The sequence below is a fragment of the Rossellomorea sp. GQ25 genome (assembly GCF_059758515.1).
The window spans coordinates 1-19,340 of sequence record NZ_JCAXEQ010000001.1; the positions used below are offsets into that span (position 1 = coordinate 1).

Annotated in this window: 21 protein-coding genes; 18 read left to right on the forward strand and 3 right to left on the reverse strand. The window is 39.7% G+C overall.

Annotated features, from left to right (window positions below):
- Positions 1–333: 333 nt before the first annotated feature.
- Together AC6CIB_RS00005 and AC6CIB_RS00010 are read left to right on the forward strand one after the other, a co-directional pair.
- Positions 334–1,611, forward strand: a complete 1,278-nt coding sequence (locus AC6CIB_RS00005) for a Glu/Leu/Phe/Val family dehydrogenase (protein ID WP_498277218.1) — start codon at positions 334–336, stop codon at positions 1,609–1,611.
- 241 nt (positions 1,612–1,852) lie between these two features.
- Entirely contained in the window at positions 1,853–2,818 is a 966-nt protein-coding gene (locus AC6CIB_RS00010; protein WP_498277220.1) for a YpdA family putative bacillithiol disulfide reductase, read from the forward strand.
- Between the two features lie 73 nt (positions 2,819–2,891).
- Here AC6CIB_RS00010 and AC6CIB_RS00015 read toward each other — a convergent pair whose 3' ends face one another.
- Complete coding sequence (locus AC6CIB_RS00015) at positions 2,892–3,869, reverse strand: asparaginase (RefSeq protein ID WP_498277222.1); 978 nt, start codon at positions 3,867–3,869, stop codon at positions 2,892–2,894.
- Positions 3,870–3,956: 87 nt separating this feature from the next.
- Here AC6CIB_RS00015 and prsW point away from each other — a divergent pair, with 87 nt between their 5' ends.
- Positions 3,957–4,643, forward strand: a complete 687-nt coding sequence (gene prsW, locus AC6CIB_RS00020; protein ID WP_498277224.1) for a glutamic-type intramembrane protease PrsW — start codon at positions 3,957–3,959, stop codon at positions 4,641–4,643.
- 103 nt (positions 4,644–4,746) lie between these two features.
- Here the strand turns inward: prsW and AC6CIB_RS00025 are convergent, their stop codons facing one another.
- Positions 4,747–5,091 (reverse strand): hypothetical protein, encoded by a 345-nt coding sequence (locus AC6CIB_RS00025; protein ID WP_148970017.1) that lies wholly within the window; start codon positions 5,089–5,091, stop codon positions 4,747–4,749.
- A gap of 211 nt (positions 5,092–5,302) precedes the next feature.
- Between AC6CIB_RS00025 and sleB the strand changes: the two genes are divergently transcribed.
- From sleB to fni, 8 genes are all read left to right on the forward strand, one after another.
- On the forward strand, positions 5,303–6,166 hold the full coding sequence (gene sleB / locus AC6CIB_RS00030; protein WP_498277226.1) for a spore cortex-lytic enzyme: 864 nt from the start codon (positions 5,303–5,305) through the stop codon (positions 6,164–6,166).
- Between the two features lie 14 nt (positions 6,167–6,180).
- A complete protein-coding gene (gene ypeB / locus AC6CIB_RS00035; protein WP_498277228.1) occupies positions 6,181–7,527 on the forward strand; it encodes a germination protein YpeB in 1,347 nt (448 codons plus the stop codon).
- A 152-nt stretch (positions 7,528–7,679) separates the two neighbouring features.
- Positions 7,680–8,327 carry a flagellar brake protein gene (locus AC6CIB_RS00040; RefSeq protein WP_498277229.1) on the forward strand — a complete coding sequence of 216 codons (648 nt, stop codon included), beginning with the start codon at positions 7,680–7,682 and terminating at the stop codon, positions 8,325–8,327.
- Positions 8,328–8,370: 43 nt separating this feature from the next.
- Positions 8,371–8,568, forward strand: a complete 198-nt coding sequence (locus AC6CIB_RS00045; protein ID WP_498277231.1) for a YpfB family protein — start codon at positions 8,371–8,373, stop codon at positions 8,566–8,568.
- A gap of 1,040 nt (positions 8,569–9,608) precedes the next feature.
- Positions 9,609–10,277: a (d)CMP kinase gene (gene cmk, locus AC6CIB_RS00050; protein ID WP_498277233.1), complete on the forward strand. Its 669-nt coding sequence runs from the start codon at positions 9,609–9,611 to the stop codon at positions 10,275–10,277.
- A 1-nt stretch (position 10,278) separates the two neighbouring features.
- Positions 10,279–10,860, forward strand: a complete 582-nt coding sequence (locus AC6CIB_RS00055) for a lysophospholipid acyltransferase family protein (protein WP_498277235.1) — start codon at positions 10,279–10,281, stop codon at positions 10,858–10,860.
- A 120-nt stretch (positions 10,861–10,980) separates the two neighbouring features.
- A complete protein-coding gene (rpsA, locus tag AC6CIB_RS00060) occupies positions 10,981–12,114 on the forward strand; it encodes a 30S ribosomal protein S1 (protein WP_498278590.1) in 1,134 nt (377 codons plus the stop codon).
- A 12-nt stretch (positions 12,115–12,126) separates the two neighbouring features.
- Positions 12,127–13,185 (forward strand): type 2 isopentenyl-diphosphate Delta-isomerase, encoded by a 1,059-nt coding sequence (gene fni / locus AC6CIB_RS00065; protein ID WP_498277237.1) that lies wholly within the window; start codon positions 12,127–12,129, stop codon positions 13,183–13,185.
- 162 nt (positions 13,186–13,347) lie between these two features.
- Here the strand turns inward: fni and AC6CIB_RS00070 are convergent, their stop codons facing one another.
- Positions 13,348–13,479 (reverse strand): YpzI family protein, encoded by a 132-nt coding sequence (locus AC6CIB_RS00070; protein ID WP_498277239.1) that lies wholly within the window; start codon positions 13,477–13,479, stop codon positions 13,348–13,350.
- Positions 13,480–13,579: 100 nt separating this feature from the next.
- Here AC6CIB_RS00070 and AC6CIB_RS00075 point away from each other — a divergent pair, with 100 nt between their 5' ends.
- The 7 genes from AC6CIB_RS00075 (at position 13,580) to AC6CIB_RS00105 (ending at position 19,153) form a co-directional block, all read left to right on the forward strand.
- Positions 13,580–14,197 carry a YphA family membrane protein gene (locus tag AC6CIB_RS00075; RefSeq protein ID WP_498277241.1) on the forward strand — a complete coding sequence of 206 codons (618 nt, stop codon included), beginning with the start codon at positions 13,580–13,582 and terminating at the stop codon, positions 14,195–14,197.
- Complete coding sequence (locus AC6CIB_RS00080) at positions 14,194–15,090, forward strand: YIEGIA family protein (protein ID WP_498277243.1); 897 nt, start codon at positions 14,194–14,196, stop codon at positions 15,088–15,090. Before AC6CIB_RS00075 ends, AC6CIB_RS00080 begins: the two co-directional genes overlap by 4 nt.
- Positions 15,087–15,278 carry a capping complex subunit for YIEGIA gene (locus AC6CIB_RS00085; protein WP_113970716.1) on the forward strand — a complete coding sequence of 64 codons (192 nt, stop codon included), beginning with the start codon at positions 15,087–15,089 and terminating at the stop codon, positions 15,276–15,278. The genes AC6CIB_RS00080 and AC6CIB_RS00085 overlap by 4 nt, the downstream gene beginning before the upstream one ends.
- Positions 15,279–15,451: 173 nt before the next feature.
- A complete protein-coding gene (gene der / locus AC6CIB_RS00090; RefSeq protein WP_498277245.1) occupies positions 15,452–16,762 on the forward strand; it encodes a ribosome biogenesis GTPase Der in 1,311 nt (436 codons plus the stop codon).
- Between the two features lie 16 nt (positions 16,763–16,778).
- On the forward strand, positions 16,779–17,825 hold the full coding sequence (locus tag AC6CIB_RS00095) for an NAD(P)H-dependent glycerol-3-phosphate dehydrogenase (protein ID WP_498277246.1): 1,047 nt from the start codon (positions 16,779–16,781) through the stop codon (positions 17,823–17,825).
- A gap of 385 nt (positions 17,826–18,210) precedes the next feature.
- A complete protein-coding gene (locus AC6CIB_RS00100) occupies positions 18,211–18,411 on the forward strand; it encodes a DUF2768 domain-containing protein (protein WP_148969471.1) in 201 nt (66 codons plus the stop codon).
- A gap of 31 nt (positions 18,412–18,442) precedes the next feature.
- Positions 18,443–19,153, forward strand: a complete 711-nt coding sequence (locus AC6CIB_RS00105; RefSeq protein ID WP_498277248.1) for a YphF family lipoprotein — start codon at positions 18,443–18,445, stop codon at positions 19,151–19,153.
- Positions 19,154–19,340 lie beyond the last annotated feature (187 nt).

Consider the following 19,340-nt stretch of genomic DNA (forward strand, 5'->3'; position numbering starts at 1 on the left):
AGGCAAAGAGCGCCTTTCCGGTGGTCTCGCCTTATGCTTGTCGGACCTGCCCAAGCCGCCTCCGCTTTTCGATATGTCCAGCTCCGGCGGCTAGAGGCTCGAGGTCATAAGTCAAACCTGCCAAAAAGGCAAAGGACACCTTTCCGGCAGGTTCGCCTTATGCTTGTCGCCTCTAACCAAGCCGCCTCCGCTTTTCGATTATGATAGCGTTTTCAAAAAAATCCTCTTTTTTTAATTTTCCTTCTTTGCAAGAAGAATTCAAACGTGTATACTATGTCATGAAAGCGGACGAGGTTCCGTTAAACAGTGAAGTATTCTGGGAGGTTTACATAAATGGTAGCCGATAAGGGGAAAGAAAATCACCAAGCATCAGATCAACACGATGTATTGAAATCAACACAAACGGTTATTAATCTTGCACTTGATAAATTGGGGTATTCACAAGAAGTATATGAATTATTAAAAGAACCTGTACGAATGTTAACGGTTAAAATACCAGTCCGGATGGATGATGGAAAAGTAAAAGTTTTCACGGGATACCGTGCTCAACATAATGATGCAGTTGGACCAACAAAAGGTGGGATTCGATTTCACCCGAATGTTACCGAAAAAGAAGTTAAAGCGCTTTCCATATGGATGAGTTTGAAATGTGGAATTGTAGACCTTCCGTACGGTGGAGGTAAAGGGGGGATCATTTGTGATCCCCGGGATATGTCATTTAGAGAGCTCGAGCGATTGAGTCGTGGTTATGTACGCGCAATCAGCCAAATTGTTGGGCCATCTAAAGATATTCCCGCTCCTGATGTTTTTACAAACTCTCAAATCATGGCGTGGATGATGGACGAATACAGTCGAATTGATGAGTATAATTCTCCAGGGTTTATTACAGGGAAACCATTGGTGCTTGGAGGGTCCCATGGTCGTGAAACGGCAACAGCGAAGGGTGTGACGATTTGTATTCATGAAGCAGCCAAGAAAAAAGGAATAAAGCTTAAAGGTGCGAGAGTAGTCGTTCAAGGCTTTGGTAATGCTGGAAGCTTCCTTGCCAAGTTTATGCATGACGCAGGAGCAAAGGTGATTGGGATTTCTGATGCCTACGGTGGACTTCATGATGAAGATGGGTTAGATATTGATTATTTGCTGGATCGTCGGGATAGCTTTGGAACGGTTACGAAATTATTTAATAATACGATAACAAACGAAGAACTATTAGAGCTGGACTGTGACATTCTCGTTCCTGCAGCCATCGAGAATCAGATCACAGAAAAGAATGCTCACAATATAAGAGCAAGCATTGTGGTAGAGGCAGCGAACGGACCGACAACCTTGGAAGCAACGAAAATCCTCACAGAGCGTGGAATCTTACTGGTCCCTGATGTGTTAGCATCCTCGGGTGGGGTGACGGTCTCTTACTTTGAATGGGTACAAAATAATCAGGGGTATTACTGGTCTGAAGAAGAAGTGGAAGAAAAATTGGAGAAGATTTTGGTAAGCTCTTTTAACAATGTATACGAAACTTCCCAGTCCAGAAGAGTCGATATGAGACTCGCCGCATATATGGTTGGCGTAAGAAAAATGGCCGAAGCATGCCGGTTCAGAGGTTGGATTTAATTTCAGTCAAGGATGAGATGGATGACATCTCATCCTTTTTCAATTCTAAATAATGGCGCTTTACAATAATTTCAGCAGAAATTAGAAATCATACTACTGACGAGGAACATGAGATTCGAGTGCTTCCTTTTGACCAAAACGTAATATTATTACATAATAATTGGGTAGAAAACATTTTAAAATCTGAAGTGCACGAACGTAAATTACCATTCAGATAGAGGAATTGAAGGAGTGTCTGAATTTGAAAATGGAAGAATGCATTATTGTAGGTGGGGGACCATGTGGGTTGTCAGCTGCTATTAGTTTAAAAGAAAAGGGAATCGATCCTTTAGTCATTGAAAAAGGGAATATCGTGAATGCCATTTACCACTATCCCACTCATCAAACGTTTTTTTCATCAAGTGAGAAGCTTGAAATTGGTGACGTTCCTTTTGTTATTGAAGAACACAAACCAAGGCGGAATCAAGCACTTGTGTATTATCGTGAAGTAGCGAAGCGGAAAGAATTAAGAATCAACCGATTCGAAACCGTTCATAAAGTCGAGAAGAAAGACGGCCGTTTTTCCGTTTCCACTTCAAAGGGAATGTATGAAAGTAAATCGATTGTGATTGCGACCGGCTACTATGATCATCCCAATTATTTAGAGATTCCAGGAGAGAAATTAGAGAAAGTGTTTCATTATTTTAAAGAAGCACATCCCTTTTTTGACACAGATGTGGTTGTGATTGGAGGGAAGAATTCAGCGGTTGATGCAGCACTTGAATTGAATAAAGCGGGTGCCAGAGTCACCGTATTATATCGAGGAAACGAGTACTCAAAAAGTGTGAAGCCTTGGATACTCCCTAATTTTGATGCGCTTGTCAGAAATGGCGAAGTAACGATGGAATTCAACGCGTGTGTAGAGGAAGTTACAAAGGCCTCTGTCATTTACAATGTAAAGGGGGAGAAAAAAGAAATCAAAAATGACTTTGTGTTTGCGATGACCGGTTATCACCCGGATCATAGCTTCCTGACGAAAATGGGAATAGATATTGATAAGGAAACAGGACGACCTGCTTTTCATCAAGAAACGATGGAAACGAATGTAGAAGATGTCTATATTGCAGGGGTCATTGCTGCGGGAAACAATGCGAATGAGATCTTTATTGAAAATGGTCGTTTGCATGGCGGATTGATCGCTGAATCCATTACACAAAAAGAAAAATAACAAAAGAAAGAGGCTCTGATGTGAGCCTCTTTCTTTCATGATGGTTGCTTATGATCCTGATGGAAAGACAACCTTAATTTTTGAAAATCGTTTCTAATTTTTTAATGTCATCGGTTTGGGACAGAGCCACCATTAACTTGATTCTTGCCTTTTGTCCATTAAGACCATTTGAGAAGATAACCCCTTTTTCTTTCAGTTGCTTACCTCCACCAGAATAGCCGTATATATCCTGAACAATCCCATTAAAGCATCTCGAAACCAATACAACTGGGATATTAGCAGCTAACAGCCCATTAATTCCATCGACCGTATCAGGCGGGAGATTTCCTTGTCCTAATGCTTCGATGACAACCCCATCGTAGTGTAAGTCTTTTATGGCAACTAATAAGCCTGAATCCATTCCCGCATATGCTTTGATCAGGGTAACTTTCTTGGAAATGTCACAAACCTGATAATGCTCATTTGATGTGGGCTGATGATGAAAAAGAACGCCTCTTTTAGTCACAATCCCGATTGGACCATACTGCGGACTTTGAAAGGTAGATACATTGCTTGTGTGAGTTTTGGTCACGTTCTTAGCAGAGTGGATTTCGTCATTCAGGACGACTAAAACCCCTTTGTTCTTGGATTTGTCATCAGCGGCTACCCGAACGGATGAAATGAGGTTATACAGACCGTCCGCTCCAATCTCATTACTTGATCTCATTGCCCCTGTGACGACAAGGGAGACTGGAAGAGAAAGGGTTAAATCCAGGAAGTAGGCAGTTTCTTCGAGTGTATCAGTTCCGTGGGTAATGACGACTCCATCAAATGATTTTTCCCTATATTTCGTTTCGATTATCTCTTTTAATTGCTGCATATGCTCTGGTGTAATATGGGGGGAAGGCAAATGAAATGCTTCTAAGACGGTTAGATTTGCTAAATTCGATACGATAGACGTTTGTACCGAAAGGGGATTTTCCTTCCCGGGAGTGACTGCTCCAGTCTTTTCGTCTTCCATCATAGAGATGGTACCACCTGTATGTATCACCAAAATATCTTTCTTCATCATTCATTCCTCCAACCAAATAAATTCCTGTTTCCATTCTTACATTAACATGATACGATTAAGAAAACAGAAAGAAAAGAGGACTTTTTTATGCTGGTGATTTTATCAGCGGGTATAGCACCAGGATTAGCATTGCTAAGTTACTTTTATTTGCGGGATGAATATGAGGCAGAACCTATTACGCTAGTGTTCAAAACCTTTATGTATGGGGCTCTTATTACCTTTCCTATTATGTTTTTACAATATGTTTTAGAAGTTGAAGGAATCATTGATTCAAATTGGTCGACGGCATTTATTTCTTCCGGACTTTTAGAAGAATTTTTCAAATGGTTTATTTTAATGTTTGCGATCTTCCAACATGTTGATTTTAATGAACCTTACGACGGCATTATCTATGGTGCAAGTGTGTCACTTGGATTTGCTACTATTGAAAATATTTTGTATTTGGTTGCTAACGGTGTTGAACATGCATTTGGAAGAGCGATCCTGCCTGTTTCAAGTCATGCGTTGTTCGGTGTCATTATGGGATATTACTTAGGCAAAGCAAAGTTTTCCTCCAGTGAAGAAAGGCATAAGTGGCTTTTCATTGCGATTTCCGTACCCCTACTGTTACACGGAACATATAATTACATCTTCTTAGCTGAGAAAAACTGGATTTATTATATGGTACCATTTATGTTTTTCTTATGGTGGCTTGGTTTGAAGAAAGTGAAAAGTGCTCATCGATTAACAGAAAAGAAATACACGGGTACTGATTTCGAAAAAGAAATTATTTAAAAGGACGCTTTCTATTTGAAGCGTCTTTTTTACATTTTCAGATCCCTGATTTACTCCCTCGCACCAAAAAACCGCCTTTTGCAAAGACGGTTTAATAAAATATTTACTTGTAGGCAGCTGCCAGGTCCGTTTTAGGTGCTTCTTTCCGTTTCACTTCATCAATTTTATTCACGAACATTTGAAAAACCTTTCTTTTTTCGTCCAATTCGCGTATGTATTCCTTCAGTTCATTGTACTTTTCTTCAAAAGGCTTATGATACATTTCCCTGATATTTTCGATAATTTCCTCATTCACTGTTGATTGAATGACTTGCTTTGTAATACCGTATTTATAGGAATACACCTTCAGTTCCTTCTTTATTTCTTCATAGTCAGTGTTAATCTGATCCAAAACCTCTGAAATATCTTCTTTCCACTCATCTAATGACTTCGCTAGATAATCCTCCATCATGACCTCCCCTTTTTATTGCGGATTTGTTTGAAGTAATCCTCATTCTATTATAACTCTGATAGTTTACATGGCTTTTGCTGGGACATTACAGTGTCTTATCAATGATGTGGTAGGTTGTTTTCTAAATTTTATTATTCGCTTGTATAAAATGGGAGCCTCAACAAAAACTAGAGTTAATGTTAATTGAAGATATGGAGGTTAAAGCATTATGAAAAGTCGTTTCAAATTGATTTCTACTTCAGTCGTCATGGTGCTTATGTGTTCTCTTTTTATGATTTCATCTGAAGGAGAGAAGGCAGATGCTTTTACGAATCAAGTGATACAACATGGCGCAACAGGTGAGGATGTAATCGAGCTGCAATCCAGACTTCAATATATCGGGTACTATAACGGTGATATCGATGGAGTATTTGGGTGGGGCACATATTGGGCTCTAAGAAACTTTCAATATGAGTTTGGACTTCCCATTGATGGTTTGGCAGGAGCGAAAACAAAAGAAAAACTGGTGAAAGCCTCAAAGTATAACAAGCAATTTGTAAAAGAACAAATTGAAAAAGGCAACAATTTCAGTCATTATGGCGGAACAGATTTAAATAAACAAAAAGGTCCTGGAGGAGGCGGAACATCCGGTGGAAAAGCAGCTCCTCAAAAGAAGCCTGCTCCAAAACCAACACCCACTCCATCGAAGCCAACGGCAGTGAACACGCCTAATGGATTTTCACAGAACGACATTCAACTTATGGCAAATGCCGTATATGGAGAAGCCCGTGGTGAGCCGTATGAGGGACAAGTTGCAGTAGCGGCCGTTATTCTCAATCGGATAGACAGTTCTGCATTCCCGAATACAGCCGCAGGTGTCATTTTTGAACCTGGTGCCTTTACAGCTGTAGCAGACGGTCAGATATGGTTAACACCAAATGAAAAAGCGAAAGAAGCGGTTTTAGATGCAATAAACGGTTGGGATCCTTCTTCAAGTGCTCTCTATTACTTTAACCCTGTGACAGCAACAAGCAAGTGGATTTGGTCACGTCCACAAATCAAGAAAATAGGAAAGCACATATTCTGTAGTTAAAGAGGTGAAGTAAATTGCTACGTGTCATTTTAATAACGGTGCTCGTCCTTGGAGTTGCAGGAACCGCATTCTGGGGATACCAAGAGCATCAGGAAAAAAATGCAATATTAATCAATGCTGAAAATAACTATCAAAGAGCGTTTCATGAGTTAACTTATCAAGTGGATCTCCTTCACGATAAGATTGGTTCGACTCTTGCCATGAATTCAAGGAAATCATTGTCTCCGGCACTTGCCGATGTGTGGAGATTAACTTCTCAGGCACACAGCGATGTAGGGCAGCTTCCCTTAACCCTGCTTCCTTTTAATAAAACAGAGGAATTCTTAAGTAATATCGGAGATTTTAGTTACCGTGTGGCAGTGCGAGATTTAGACAAGAATCCATTAACGGATAAAGAATATAAATCACTTGAAAATTTATATGAACAAAGTGCCGATATTCAGAATCAGTTAAGAAAGGTTCAGCATCTGGTTATGGAGAACAATTTAAGATGGATGGACGTGGAACTTGCTCTGGCAACGGGAAATGAACAAGCGGATAACACCATTATAGACGGGTTCAAGACCGTTGAAAAAAATGTGTCAGGATATGATGAAGCAAACTTTGGAACGACAACATTTGTGAATACCGAGAAGAAAGACCAAAACTTTCGGAAGATTAAAGGGAAAGAGATTTCAAAGGATGAGGCCGTTTCAATCTTGAGAAAATATTCCGGGATAAGTGAAAAGGCTGATGCAAAAGTAACAAAGAGTGGAAAAGGCTCGGACTATAAATTTTATAGTGTTACGATTGAAAACGGTAAGACACATGCAAGTATGGATATAACTCAAAAAGGTGGATATCCAATCTGGTATATCAACAATCGGGAAGTGCAGAAACCAAAAATCAGCTTAAATAAAGCGGCAGAGAAAGCGACTGACTTCCTGAAGGATAACGATTTTGAAAAATTAGAACTATTTGAAAGTGCCCAGTATGACAACATTGGCATTTTCACCTATGTGACAGTATTGGATGGTGTAAGAATTTATCCGGACTCTGTTAAAATAAAGGTAGCATTAGATAATGGACAAATGGTCGGATTTGCTGCTGAAGAATATTTGAAGAATAATCATGACAGAGAAATCGGACAACCGTCAATTACTCAAGCACAGGCTAAAGAAACGACAAACCCTAATCTTAAAGTAATGGAAGAACGTAAAGCGGTAATTGTGAATGATCTTAATGAAGAAGTGCTCTGCTACGAATTCTTAGGGATGCTGGGTAACGATACCTTTAGAATATTTATCAATGCAAACACAGGAGAAGAAGAAAAAGTAGAGAAACTCAAAAAAGCGGAACCGATTTATGAAGAAGTCGTCTAAGCTTTTAGAGGGACGGACCTCCGATAGGGAGGTCCGTCCCTCTTCTTTAGATGTAGAAAAATTCAGAATAGAGATTCAAAAAGATATGGAAAGGTGCTGAATGTCATGCCATAATATAGATACATAAAACGGGAAAGCGGGAGTATTATACTATGATAAAAGTAGGTACCACATTACAGTTGGAACCCATACATAATGATACATTTGAACGGTATAGGTGCCGGGTCGTTGAAATCGGGGAAGAAGGGCTTTATATCGATTACCCTATTCATACAAAAAAAGAGAAAGCCGTTTTCTTAATAGATGGTACACAACTTAAAGCAAGTTTCATCGTTAATGAGCAGACGGTACTTATGTTTGAAACAGAAGTGAAGGGCCGCAAACTATCCAAAATACCGATGATCCACATTCATTATCCAGGTGAGGAAGGTTTAGCAAAGGTCCAAAGAAGACAGTTTGTGCGAGTAGAAGCGAACACAGATGTCTCAATAAAAATAAATGATGGTTATTTTCCAACGCTTACAGAGGATATAAGTGCAGGAGGATGCGCAGTATTGGTGAGAGAAGGAATGGACCTGAAAGGTGGTTCTGACATATCTACGACCATCGTTTTGCCCATGCAAACGGGTGAGAACCAGTATGTAGAGATAGAAGGTAAAGTTATCCGTATCTGGGAAAAAGGTCACAAAAAAATTGCAAGCATTGAATTTGTTCATTTAACTGAAAATCAACGACAGCTTATTTTAAGATTTTGCTTTGAAAGACAGTTGAACTTACGAAAAAAAGGATTACTTGAATAAAATTCCATAATTTACACATACTTTTTCTATGAATAGGAAAAGGGTGAGAACGATTAAATCCGTTGAGCGAATATTAATTAAATTAGTCATTATACATTTCATTTTATTAATAGCAGTCCAATTCGTTATCCATGAATTAAATATCCTTCCGGAGCTAAATAAGATCGTTTTTTATGAAGGCGTCGAAAAAATGGAGTACAGTGAAATAGTCGAAACCTTATCCGGTAAAGCAGGTGATTAATTACCTGCTCTTTTTTTTAGAAGGCTCTTTTCGTATACAATGTGACTATTTTACAGAAGAAAGTAGTAGTTGGTTTCCTCTACTGGGTGCCTTCCGCTATGCGGGCGGTTAGCATCCTCGGATACGCCTGTGGGGTCCTGTAGGGTCTCACTCACTGCCTTCGCATAACTTCCAAAAAAGTTGATTTATCTTGAGTGGTAGTGTGAAAACAGGGACCGTTCCTTTCCGCTCCAGGCACAAGATTCTCCGGGGAGGAAGTCGAGTCCCGTCTGTGGGGTCTCGACTTTTCCTCTATCTCCCGCAGGAGTCAAGTGCCTTCGCTACAATTCACTCTGTGCTTATATATTCTGACTCCCTAATGACGGATAGACAAACACAAAAAAAGCTCCTATTGTAGATAAGTTGAGCGTTTGTTCCCAAAAACAAACTATCTACAAAGGAGCATCAGATTAACCTCATTATGATAGCTCAAAAATCAGTTATTAGTCATTGTTGATTGTTATTACCTCGATGATTTAGCTTGTCCTAATTCTACATTACAATAATTAAAAGCTTTCATTTGAGCAGTTAGTCAAGTTTTTTGTGACGGCTGAATTGATAAATGGGAGATGACACCCAGTTGCACACGAATAAAAAAATTTTTGGAAAAACACATCTTTTTAAAGAAATCATTGGTCAATTTCCACTTGTATAATAGAAACTCTGTTTTTTTTAGTTTGTATTTTTTGTTACCTTTAAGCTCTGTCGCGAAATTTTTTTATAGATGGTGAGGGGAACAGCGTAGACTCCTGCGGAAGTACTGTCGTGCCGAGACCCCGTTCGGCTAAGCTGAGGAGGCTCGGCCGAACGCTAGCTGCAAGCGGAGCGGTTCCCCTCACCATCCAGCACACGCTTGTTGACAGAGCTACTGGCAGATCTTATGTAACAAAACAACATTCTTTGTGAAAAGAGCCTTTTAGAATAAAGATTCTTTCAACGTGATGGGTGATTTATGTTAAAATAGGTAAGAAAATTATTAGGAAATTAAGTAGGTGGATTAGTTGAAGAAATTAAGAATTGCGATCGATGGTCCTGCAGCTGCGGGGAAAAGTACAGTGGCAAAAATTGTAGCAGGGAAATTATCTTATCTTTATATTGATACTGGGGCGATGTACCGTTCATTAACATATAAAGCTTTGAAACTGAATATAGACTTGCACGATGAAAATGAATTGAAGGAATTATTAACTCAAACAAAAATCACGCTTGAACCGATTGAAGATGGCCAAATTGTATATGTAGACGGGGAAAATGTGACAGATGAAATCCGTCAAGCCGCCGTTACCAATTCAGTATCTCATGTGGCCGTTCATTCTCAAGTTAGAGAAGAGATGGTGAACAGGCAACAGCAATTGGCTAAACAAGGTGCTGTTGTAATGGACGGAAGAGATATCGGGACCCATGTTATCCCCGACGCTGAAATAAAAGTATTTTTACTGGCAAGTGTAGATGAAAGAGCCCAAAGAAGACATGAAGAAAACATTTCGAAAGGGTTCCCTTCTGATCTGGAACAATTAAAAGTAGAAATTGCCCGCCGTGACAAGATCGATTCAGAAAGAGAAGTGGCTCCACTTAAGAAAGCGGACGACGCAACTGAAATAGATACAACTTCACTATCCATCCCTGAAGTAGTGGATCAAATTATGCTGTTAGTAGAAAGGAAAGGTTAATGTGAACTTGTATTCCTTTGCTAAAGGTCTCGTAAAATCGATTCTTTCCCCTCTCTATCGCATTGAGGTCAAAGGATTGGAGCATTTCCCTAAAGAGGGGGGAGTCTTATTATGCACCAATCATATTGATAACTTAGATCCCCCGGTAGTGGGGATTTCAGCTCCCAGACCTGTATCTTTTATGGCTAAAGAAGAGCTTTTCAATGTCCCGGTATTAGGTAAGCTATTACCCGATTTACGGGCTTTCCCGGTGAAAAGGGGAATGAGTGATCGGGAAGCACTCCGCAAAGGTTTGCAGGTCCTTAAACAAGGAGATGTTTTAGGACTGTTCCCAGAGGGTACTAGAAGTAAGACAGGTAAAGTAGGTAAGGGATTAGCAGGAGCAGGTTTCTTTGCTCTTCGTTCCGATGCTCACGTAGTACCTTGTGCAATTATTGGACCCTATAAGCCTTTCAGGAAATTAAAGGTCGTATTCGGGCCGCCTATTGCTATGGAGGACATTCGAGAACAAAAACTGAATGCAGAGAAAACAACTGAAATTATTATGCAGCACATCGAAAAACTAATACATGAGCAAGAATAATATGAGCTTTCTCGCTTGACAAAAAGTAGTATTTATTAGAAGTTAGTAGAAAGAATATTATAAATTGTGAAGTCTCACAATTATCAAAAATCTTTGCAGTCATGGATTAAGGAGGAGTACATAATGGAAGACATGAATGGAATTGAAGTGAAAAATCTTGAAATCGGTGAAAAAGTTAAAGGGACAGTCACTAAGGTTGAAGAGAAACAGGTCTTAGTAGACGTTCAAGATAACAAAGTGGATGGCATCATTCCAATTAGTGAACTCTCAAGCCTTCATATCGAAAAAGCTTCTGATGTAGTCAGTGAAGGGGATGTACTTGAGTTAATCGTGACAAAAGTTGAAGAAGAACTTCTCGTTCTTTCAAAACGAAAAGTAGATGCTGAAAAAGCATGGGAAGAAATGAAGGTTCGCTTTGAAAATGGCGACATCTTTGAAGCGGAAGTCAAAGATGTTGTGAAGGGCGGACTTGTAGTTGATCTGGGAGTTAGAGGATTTGTTCCTGCATCATTAGTCGAGGATTATTATGTTGAGGATTTCTCGGACTATAAGGATAAAACATTAACGTTCAAAATTGTTGAATTGGATCAGGAAAAAAATCGTCTAATCCTATCACACCGGGCTGTTGTAGAAGCAGAAAAGCAACACCAGAAAAAGCAGCTTCTTACGGATATTGAATCTGGTGCTGTTCTTGAAGGTACAGTTCAGCGTATCACAGATTTCGGAGCGTTCGTAGACATTGGTGGAGTAGATGGATTGGTGCATATCTCCCAACTTTCTCACGAACACGTTGAAAAGCCTTCTGACGTAGTGACTGAAGGACAAAAAGTACAGGTCAAAGTTCTAAGCGTCGATCGTGACAACGAACGTATTTCTTTATCCATTAAAGAAACGCTACCAGGACCTTGGAGTAATATTTCTGAGAAAGCACCTAAAGGCAGTGTTCTGGACGGAGTGGTTAAACGCTTAGTATCATATGGAGCATTTGTAGAAGTGTTACCTGGTGTTGAAGGTCTGGTTCACATCTCTCAAATTTCACATAAGCATATCGGTACACCGCACGAAGTCCTTCAGGAAAACCAAGAAGTACAAGTGAAGGTATTGGATGTAAATGAGAATGATCAACGTTTATCTTTAAGCATCAAATCTCTTGAAGAAAAAGAGGAAGAAGTGACTGATTACGAAATGCCTGAAGAAAATACCGGCTTCCAATTAGGTGAAATGATTGGTGACAAATTAAAAGATCTTAAGTAATGGTGATGAATAGTGACAAGAGCCCAACGAAAGCAAGACCACATTAATTACGCTTTATCAACTGGCCAACAACGAAGAACAGGTTTTGATGAAGTTGCTTTTGTCCACCAAAGCTTACCGAATATAGCAGTAGATGAAGTTCATCTACAGGCAGAGATTGGCGAACTTTATTGGAGTTCGCCAATTTTCATAAATGCTATGACAGGCGGCGGTGGGGAATCAACTTCTAAAATAAATGAAGAATTAACGATTCTTGCTCGGGAAACAGGTCTGGCCATTGCTGTCGGATCTCAAATGTCCGCACTTAAAGACCCTTCTGAACGAAAAACGTACGAAATCGTTCGTCAGCATAATCCGAATGGCATCGTTTTTGGTAATTTGGGAAGTGAAGCAACCGTTCAACAGGCAAAAGATGCCGTAGAGATGATTAGAGCCAATGCGTTGCAAATCCACTTAAATGTCATACAAGAATTAACCATGCCCGAAGGTGACAGGGACTTCCGAGGTGCCATGGACAGAATACAGGAGATTGCTGAAAGTATTCCAGTACCTGTCATTGTGAAAGAAACAGGTTTTGGTATCAGTAAAGAGGCTGCAGAATCCTTGTCCCACTCGAACATTTCAGCCATTGATGTGGGAGGATTCGGTGGTACCAACTTCTCTAAAATCGAAAATCAACGCAGAAAACGAATGTTAGAATTCTTCGATGATTGGGGTATACCCACTGCCATTTCGATTGCTGAAAGTCATGTAACATCCAGGAAGCCGATTCTTGCTTCAGGTGGTGTCCAAAATAGCTTAGACATCGTTAAATCTCTAGGGTTAGGAGCATCTGCAGTAGGAATGGCAGGGATCATTCTCAAGCAGCTTTTAGATTCAGGACTTGAAGACACCATTGTAGAAGTGAATCAAATTCATACAGATATAAGGTTCCTGATGAGTGCGCTGGGGTGCAGGCGTCTAGAAAATCTTCACAGTGTGCCACTCGTGTTGTCAGGCGACGTGTTTCATTGGCTGGACGTTAGGGGATTGAATCCTGCAAGTTATAGCAATAGAACGTTTAATAAGTAAAAAGAACGAATTCTCTTTTGAGAATTCGTTCTTTTTTTGAAATGAGTTTGAGTTGCAGTCTGTGTTTGGGTATTTTTGTAAAACAATTTCGTCTGAATTATTAGTTGTACAGCTCCGGCGGCCAGTCCATCTTGCCTCTTTAAGCCGCCTCCACTTTTCTGGTTATCTCTGTCCCTTTTTGGCTTCTTCCGTTCCTTGCAGGCTTGTTGCTCCGTTATAGTGCAGGCCCTGGTCTCTGTCTGATTCGACTCGTTTGCTTTGTTTTAGTTTCTTTTCTTGACGATCTTTACCCATCATAAACACCTCCCTTTCTTATTTTTTCTTTGAAAAAATGATTCATACATGAATGAGATACATAAAGATTTTCCATAATGTAGATAATAGGAGGGAGTGAGTGATTGTGGATGGGATTCTGTATTTATGGATGATTTGGGGAATTTGGATTTATACAACGTTTATGATGAATAAGGCACACCCATATCGTTTCCGTTATTCTTTCATTTGTTTAGTGCTATTATGCGTGTTTCCATATGGTGTAAAAGTAGGTCCTGTGGAGGTCGCAGCACCGGTATTTATTTTAGGTCTTATTTGTATCCATTACTTAAGAATTCTTAGTTTGAGAGAGAAGTTATATATGCTTGTAGCCATTCTGACGATGGGGATGCTATATGCGGGCATAGGGTTAGTGGCTATATATGATCCTGTTCTTATGTTCATTGATCGAAACCTAATAATTGCTCTATCGCTTGTTTTTCTGAGTGTTCTTTTCTATGGTTCATCTTCTTACGTGCTCAGGATGATCTCTATTACCGGGTGCAGTATAGTTGGAGAAGTCTTTATGAGCGTTCCATTAAAGAATGTAGGATTTTCATACCCCATCGGTGGACCTGTTTACCTCGATCTCCTGGCTATTTCAACTGGAATGCTCTTAGCGATAAAGTTGTTTGAAGAAATAAATCAGTTATTCAACATCAAAGTACAAACAAACAAAGGGGAAATGAAGAATCTATGAATGAGTATGTGTATCCGGTCATCTTCGGAGTAGTAGTTGGGACATTAACCAGAATCTATATGCTGCGTACAGACTATCGCCAATATCCCACTTATTTGCATGGGAAGATTATACATATTGCTCTTGGGTTTATTGCTGCTGGATTAGGTACCATTGCGATTCCTGCTTTACTTGAGGAGAACTTCACGGCGATTACTTTCTTAACCGTTGCTGCCTCTCAATTTCGGGATGTGCGAAATATGGAGAGAAACACATTGACAGAGTTAGATGCATATGAACTTGTTCCTAGAGGAGCTACATACATCGAGGGGATTGCTGTAGCATTTGAAAGCCGTAATTATTTGGTTATTTTCACTTCTCTCTTAGCCACTTTAGCTTATATTGTCTTTAACTTCTATGTAGCGGTGCTGATCAGTGCGATATGTATGATGGCTGCTCATAAACTAATGGCTGGAGGCAGATTGAAGGATATCGTAAACATTGAATATGTGAAGCCTCACTTTGATGGGGCAGGACTATACGTTGATAATATCTACATTATGAATATTGGATTAAAGGTAAGACAAGAAGAAATATTAAAGTATGGAATGGGGTTTGTTCTTTCTCCCAAATCATTCGATGCCAGATCAACGGTAGCGAATCTTGGTCAAAGGCAAGCTATTCTTCATGACATGTCTACTTCTTTGGGGATATTTAAAGATTCAGGAACTCCGGCTTTAACGCCACTGGCCAAGAGGGATTTAGACGATGGTCGAATAGGTGTATTCGTCCTCCCGCAGCGAAAGGATGTAGAGAAAGCTATTGCCATTCTTGGGCAGGTGCCGACATTGGAAAATGCGATAAGAATGCCGTCAGAATCGAAGGCGAATCAGGAAGGGAGTAAATTAGAATGAGTACAACGATCCAAAAGTTTATTCTCGCGACAGTTACGACATCACCTGAAAAAGTTCCAAGTGGAACAAGCGTCTTTTATTGTAAAACAGATGAAGAATTGCAAAAGATCTGTGCGAATTTAGAGGCGATTCTCGATGGCATTGCCCATGAACTGGATGAAGGACTATTTATCATTGTAAAACATTGATTGCTAGTTTATTCTTTTATTGATAAAATAGTTAAGTTAGGGGGACTGTCCCATAAGGAAACAATACCTTAAGGGCCAGTCCTTCTTATGCATAGCTCCAAGTGATGATTGAAAAGGCATAAAAAGAGGAAATGTAAGAATAGGATAACCTTCTTACAGAAAGGGTGAATAACGTGACAAAACCAGTAGTAGCAATCGTAGGACGTCCAAACGTTGGGAAGTCCACGATCTTTAATAGAATTGTTGGAGAAAGAATATCCATAGTTGAAGATGTACCTGGTGTAACAAGAGACCGTATATATAGTTCTGCTGAGTGGCTGACTCATGAATTTAACATTATAGATACCGGTGGGATTGAACTGGGGAATGAACCATTCCTTGATCAAATCAGGCAGCAGGCTGAAATCGCTATTGATGAAGCAGATGTGATTGTATTTTTAACGAATGGCCGTGAAGGTGTTACAGCTGCAGATGAAATTGTAGCCAAGATCCTTTATCGCTCTAAGAAACCGGTCGTACTGGGGATTAATAAAATTGATAACCCCGAAATGAGAGAAATGATTTATGATTTTTACTCACTGGGGTTTGGAGAGCCGTATCCAATTTCAGGTTCTCATGGACTTGGGTTAGGAGACCTTCTTGATGAGGTTGTGAAAAACTTTAAACAAGAAGAAGAAGAGGACTATGCAGAAGATGTGATCAAATTTTCATTAATTGGTCGACCAAACGTTGGGAAATCTTCCTTGGTTAACGCCTTATTAGGTGAAGAGCGTGTGATTGTGAGTAATGTTGCAGGAACGACGCGGGATGCCATTGATTCCTCCTACACGTATGATGGACAGGATTATGTCATCATTGATACTGCAGGCATGAGGAAAAAAGGTAAAGTGTATGAAACCACTGAAAAATACAGTGTGTTAAGAGCTCTTAGAGCAATTGAACGTTCCGATGTCGTCTTATCTGTCATTGATGGAGAAGAAGGGATTATCGAGCAAGATAAAAAAATTGCCGGGTATGCTCATGATGCAGGTCGCGCAATCGTGATCGTCGTGAACAAATGGGACGCCGTTGATAAAGACGAGAAAACCATGAATAAATGGGAAAAGAATATCCGCGACCATTTTCAATTCCTTGATTATGCTCCAATCGTTTTTCTATCTGCCAAAACAAAGAAGCGCATTCACACATTACTGCCAATCATTAATCTGGCAAGTGAAAATCATGCACTACGAGTACAATCAAGCGTGTTGAATGAAGTGGTCATGGATGCAGTAGCAATGAATCCTACTCCTACAGATAATGGTAAGCGACTCAGAATCTACTATGCGACACAAGTGGCTGTGAAGCCGCCAACATTCGTGGTATTTGTGAATGATCCAGAATTAATGCACTTCTCATACGAACGATTCTTGGAAAATAGAATACGTGATGCATTTGGATTTGAAGGGACTCCTATTCGTATTATTGCTCGCGCAAGAAAATAATAAGGTGGGTGTAAAAATGAAAAATTCAAAGAAAATAACGGTTGTTGGAGCAGGGAGCTGGGGAACGGCGCTTGCCATGGTCCTTGCTGATAATGGACTGGAAGTAAGATTATGGGGACACAAAAAAGAACAGATTGATGAAATTAATACTCAACATACCAACGAAAAGTACCTGAAAGAGGTCAAGCTCCCGGAATCCATCAAGGGTTATCATAATCTTAGTGAGTCTTTAGATGGCGTTGATACGATCATTCTGGCTGTTCCGACGAAAGCGATCCGCGAAGTTTTGGGTCAAATTCAAGAGGTTCAAAGTGCACCATTGACCGTTGTTCATGTGAGTAAAGGAATTGAACCTGATTCACTTCTAAGAATCTCAGAGATGATTGAAGATGAAATGAACCCTGATAACTTACATACAGTGGTGGTATTGTCTGGACCTAGTCACGCTGAAGAAGTGAGTTTGAGGCATCCAACGACTGTGACCGTTTCCTCTAAGGATATGAAGGCTGCTGAAGAGATTCAGGACTTATTCATGAACATGAATTTCCGTGTATATACGAATCCCGATATGCTGGGGGTTGAAATCGGTGGAGCATTAAAGAATATCATAGCCCTTGCAGCCGGAATCACAGACGGCTTGGGATATGGAGATAATGCAAAAGCCGCTCTAATAACGAGGGGACTCGCAGAAATAGCCCGTTTAGGAACCAAGATGGGAGCAAACCCATTAACATTTTCAGGTTTAACAGGCATCGGTGATCTGATTGTTACATGTACAAGTGTACATTCAAGAAACTGGAGAGCGGGAAACATGCTTGGTAAGGGTCATAACCTTGATGAGGTCCTTGACAACATGGGGATGGTCGTTGAGGGCGTACGCACAACGAAAGCTGCCCATCAGTTAGCAGACAAGTATGAAGTGAATATGCCCATTACCAACGCTTTGTATGATGTGCTATTCAATAAAATAGAAGCGAAAGAAGCGGTAGACCATTTAATGGGACGTGTAAAGACAAACGAGATGGAAGACCTCGTGAATATTCTCGGAGAGCGATTAAATTAAGCTATTCTTTTACGATAGAATGCATGACCAAGCTTCAATAATGAAGATTTATTGAGGAGTAGATCATTCTTTCGAAACAATGAATTAATCTTGGAATAATAGGCATTCGAGGATGCGAACCACTCCCTTGTTGCATACACTGTCATGAATATACACAGCTTTGCCTATGGATGGGTAGGTCTCGCTTTGTTTGGAGCAGCTCAAGTATTTTGACATCAGTTTAATGATGCTGAAATACTTGGGAAGCTCTTTTTTTTGATAATCTCTGCCTTGGATAGTCAGTATAGGTACATCCTAGGTTTGTAACAGATTATTGAACAACCATTCTTTTCTATTCTTTTGTAAAAATCTTATGATATAATACATTCGATAACAGGAGGGATGTATGTTGGATTCAATGATGAAGATGTGGATTTCGTTTGCATCGATGGGATTCATGTTTTTTGCCATATTAACGATCTATTTTAGCAGGTATAAGATCAAGCAGAAATTCTTGCGTTTTATTACAGCATTCATGGCATATATAATGATGATTGCTGGTGGACTTATGATGATCTATATTGTATTTAGTGGACCGACCAATTAGGTTGCTGTCCGATTGAAAGGACGTTTTTAGATTGAAACGCTTAGGTTTAATTGCATTTCTTCTTATTTTAACTATGAGTATTCTTTCTGGATGTATGTACCCTGAAGAAAAGCTTAGTCAGAATCAGATCCCTTATGAAACGCAGGTGAAAGCTGTACAAGATGCGGTCGTAACCTATCAGAAGGACAATAATGGGTTGCTTCCAATTAAGACCAGAGACCAGGACACGCCCATATATCAGAAGTATCCGATTGATTTCAGAAAGCTTTCACCTCAGTACTTAGCAGAGATTCCAGGGAATGCTTTTGAAAACGGTGGGATTTTTCAATATGTTCTGACTGACGTGGAGGAAGATCCTCAAGTCAAGATTTTTGATCTTCGTCTGGCGGAACAAATAAGGGAATTGAAAATCAGAATAGAAGCTCAGGGGTACCCGCCATTTAAAGAGGAAGTAGCCAATAATGTATATACATTAAATTATAAAGAACTCGGTTATGATGGTGATGTGTATGTAAATAGCCCTTACTCAAACAAAAACCTTCCCCTTGTCATTAATGGTGACGGTGACATATTTGTAGATTACTCAATGGACTTATTTGAAAAGATCAAATCGACTGATAAAGAATTCAAGCCTGGTGTAGATATCCGGAATTTTCTAGTAGAGGACACTTTTTTTGTTCCAGCATATTCTTTACCCTATACGGTTGATGAAAATAACGAACCTGTCTTTATGACAAAATAGGCATAACCCTTTTCTTGCAAAATATATTGTAAGGGAAGGGTTATTATTTTTTTGTCATCCTTATAGGGAAATTTCATCAAAACTAATGATCATAAATGCTCAGACATAATAAATTTTTATACTTTTAATCATAAGGGGGGAAAAAAAGCATATTAATAGTCATAAGTCATTGGGACAACATCATAAA

What these genes read in the sequence shown, in the direction of transcription:
- AC6CIB_RS00005 (WP_498277218.1), top strand. Translation starts at nt 334, where the DNA reads ATGGTAGCCGATAAGGGGAAAGAAAATCACCAAGCATCAGATCAACAC.
- AC6CIB_RS00015 (WP_498277222.1), bottom strand. Translation starts at nt 3,869, where the DNA reads ATGATGAAGAAAGATATTTTGGTGATACATACAGGTGGTACCATCTCT.
- prsW (WP_498277224.1), top strand. Translation starts at nt 3,957, where the DNA reads ATGCTGGTGATTTTATCAGCGGGTATAGCACCAGGATTAGCATTGCTA.
- AC6CIB_RS00025 (WP_148970017.1), bottom strand. Translation starts at nt 5,091, where the DNA reads ATGGAGGATTATCTAGCGAAGTCATTAGATGAGTGGAAAGAAGATATT.
- sleB (WP_498277226.1), top strand. Translation starts at nt 5,303, where the DNA reads ATGAAAAGTCGTTTCAAATTGATTTCTACTTCAGTCGTCATGGTGCTT.
- AC6CIB_RS00040 (WP_498277229.1), top strand. Translation starts at nt 7,680, where the DNA reads ATGATAAAAGTAGGTACCACATTACAGTTGGAACCCATACATAATGAT.
- AC6CIB_RS00070 (WP_498277239.1), bottom strand. Translation starts at nt 13,479, where the DNA reads ATGGGTAAAGATCGTCAAGAAAAGAAACTAAAACAAAGCAAACGAGTC.
- AC6CIB_RS00080 (WP_498277243.1), top strand. Translation starts at nt 14,194, where the DNA reads ATGAATGAGTATGTGTATCCGGTCATCTTCGGAGTAGTAGTTGGGACA.
- AC6CIB_RS00085 (WP_113970716.1), top strand. Translation starts at nt 15,087, where the DNA reads ATGAGTACAACGATCCAAAAGTTTATTCTCGCGACAGTTACGACATCA.
- AC6CIB_RS00095 (WP_498277246.1), top strand. Translation starts at nt 16,779, where the DNA reads ATGAAAAATTCAAAGAAAATAACGGTTGTTGGAGCAGGGAGCTGGGGA.
- AC6CIB_RS00100 (WP_148969471.1), top strand. Translation starts at nt 18,211, where the DNA reads ATGTTGGATTCAATGATGAAGATGTGGATTTCGTTTGCATCGATGGGA.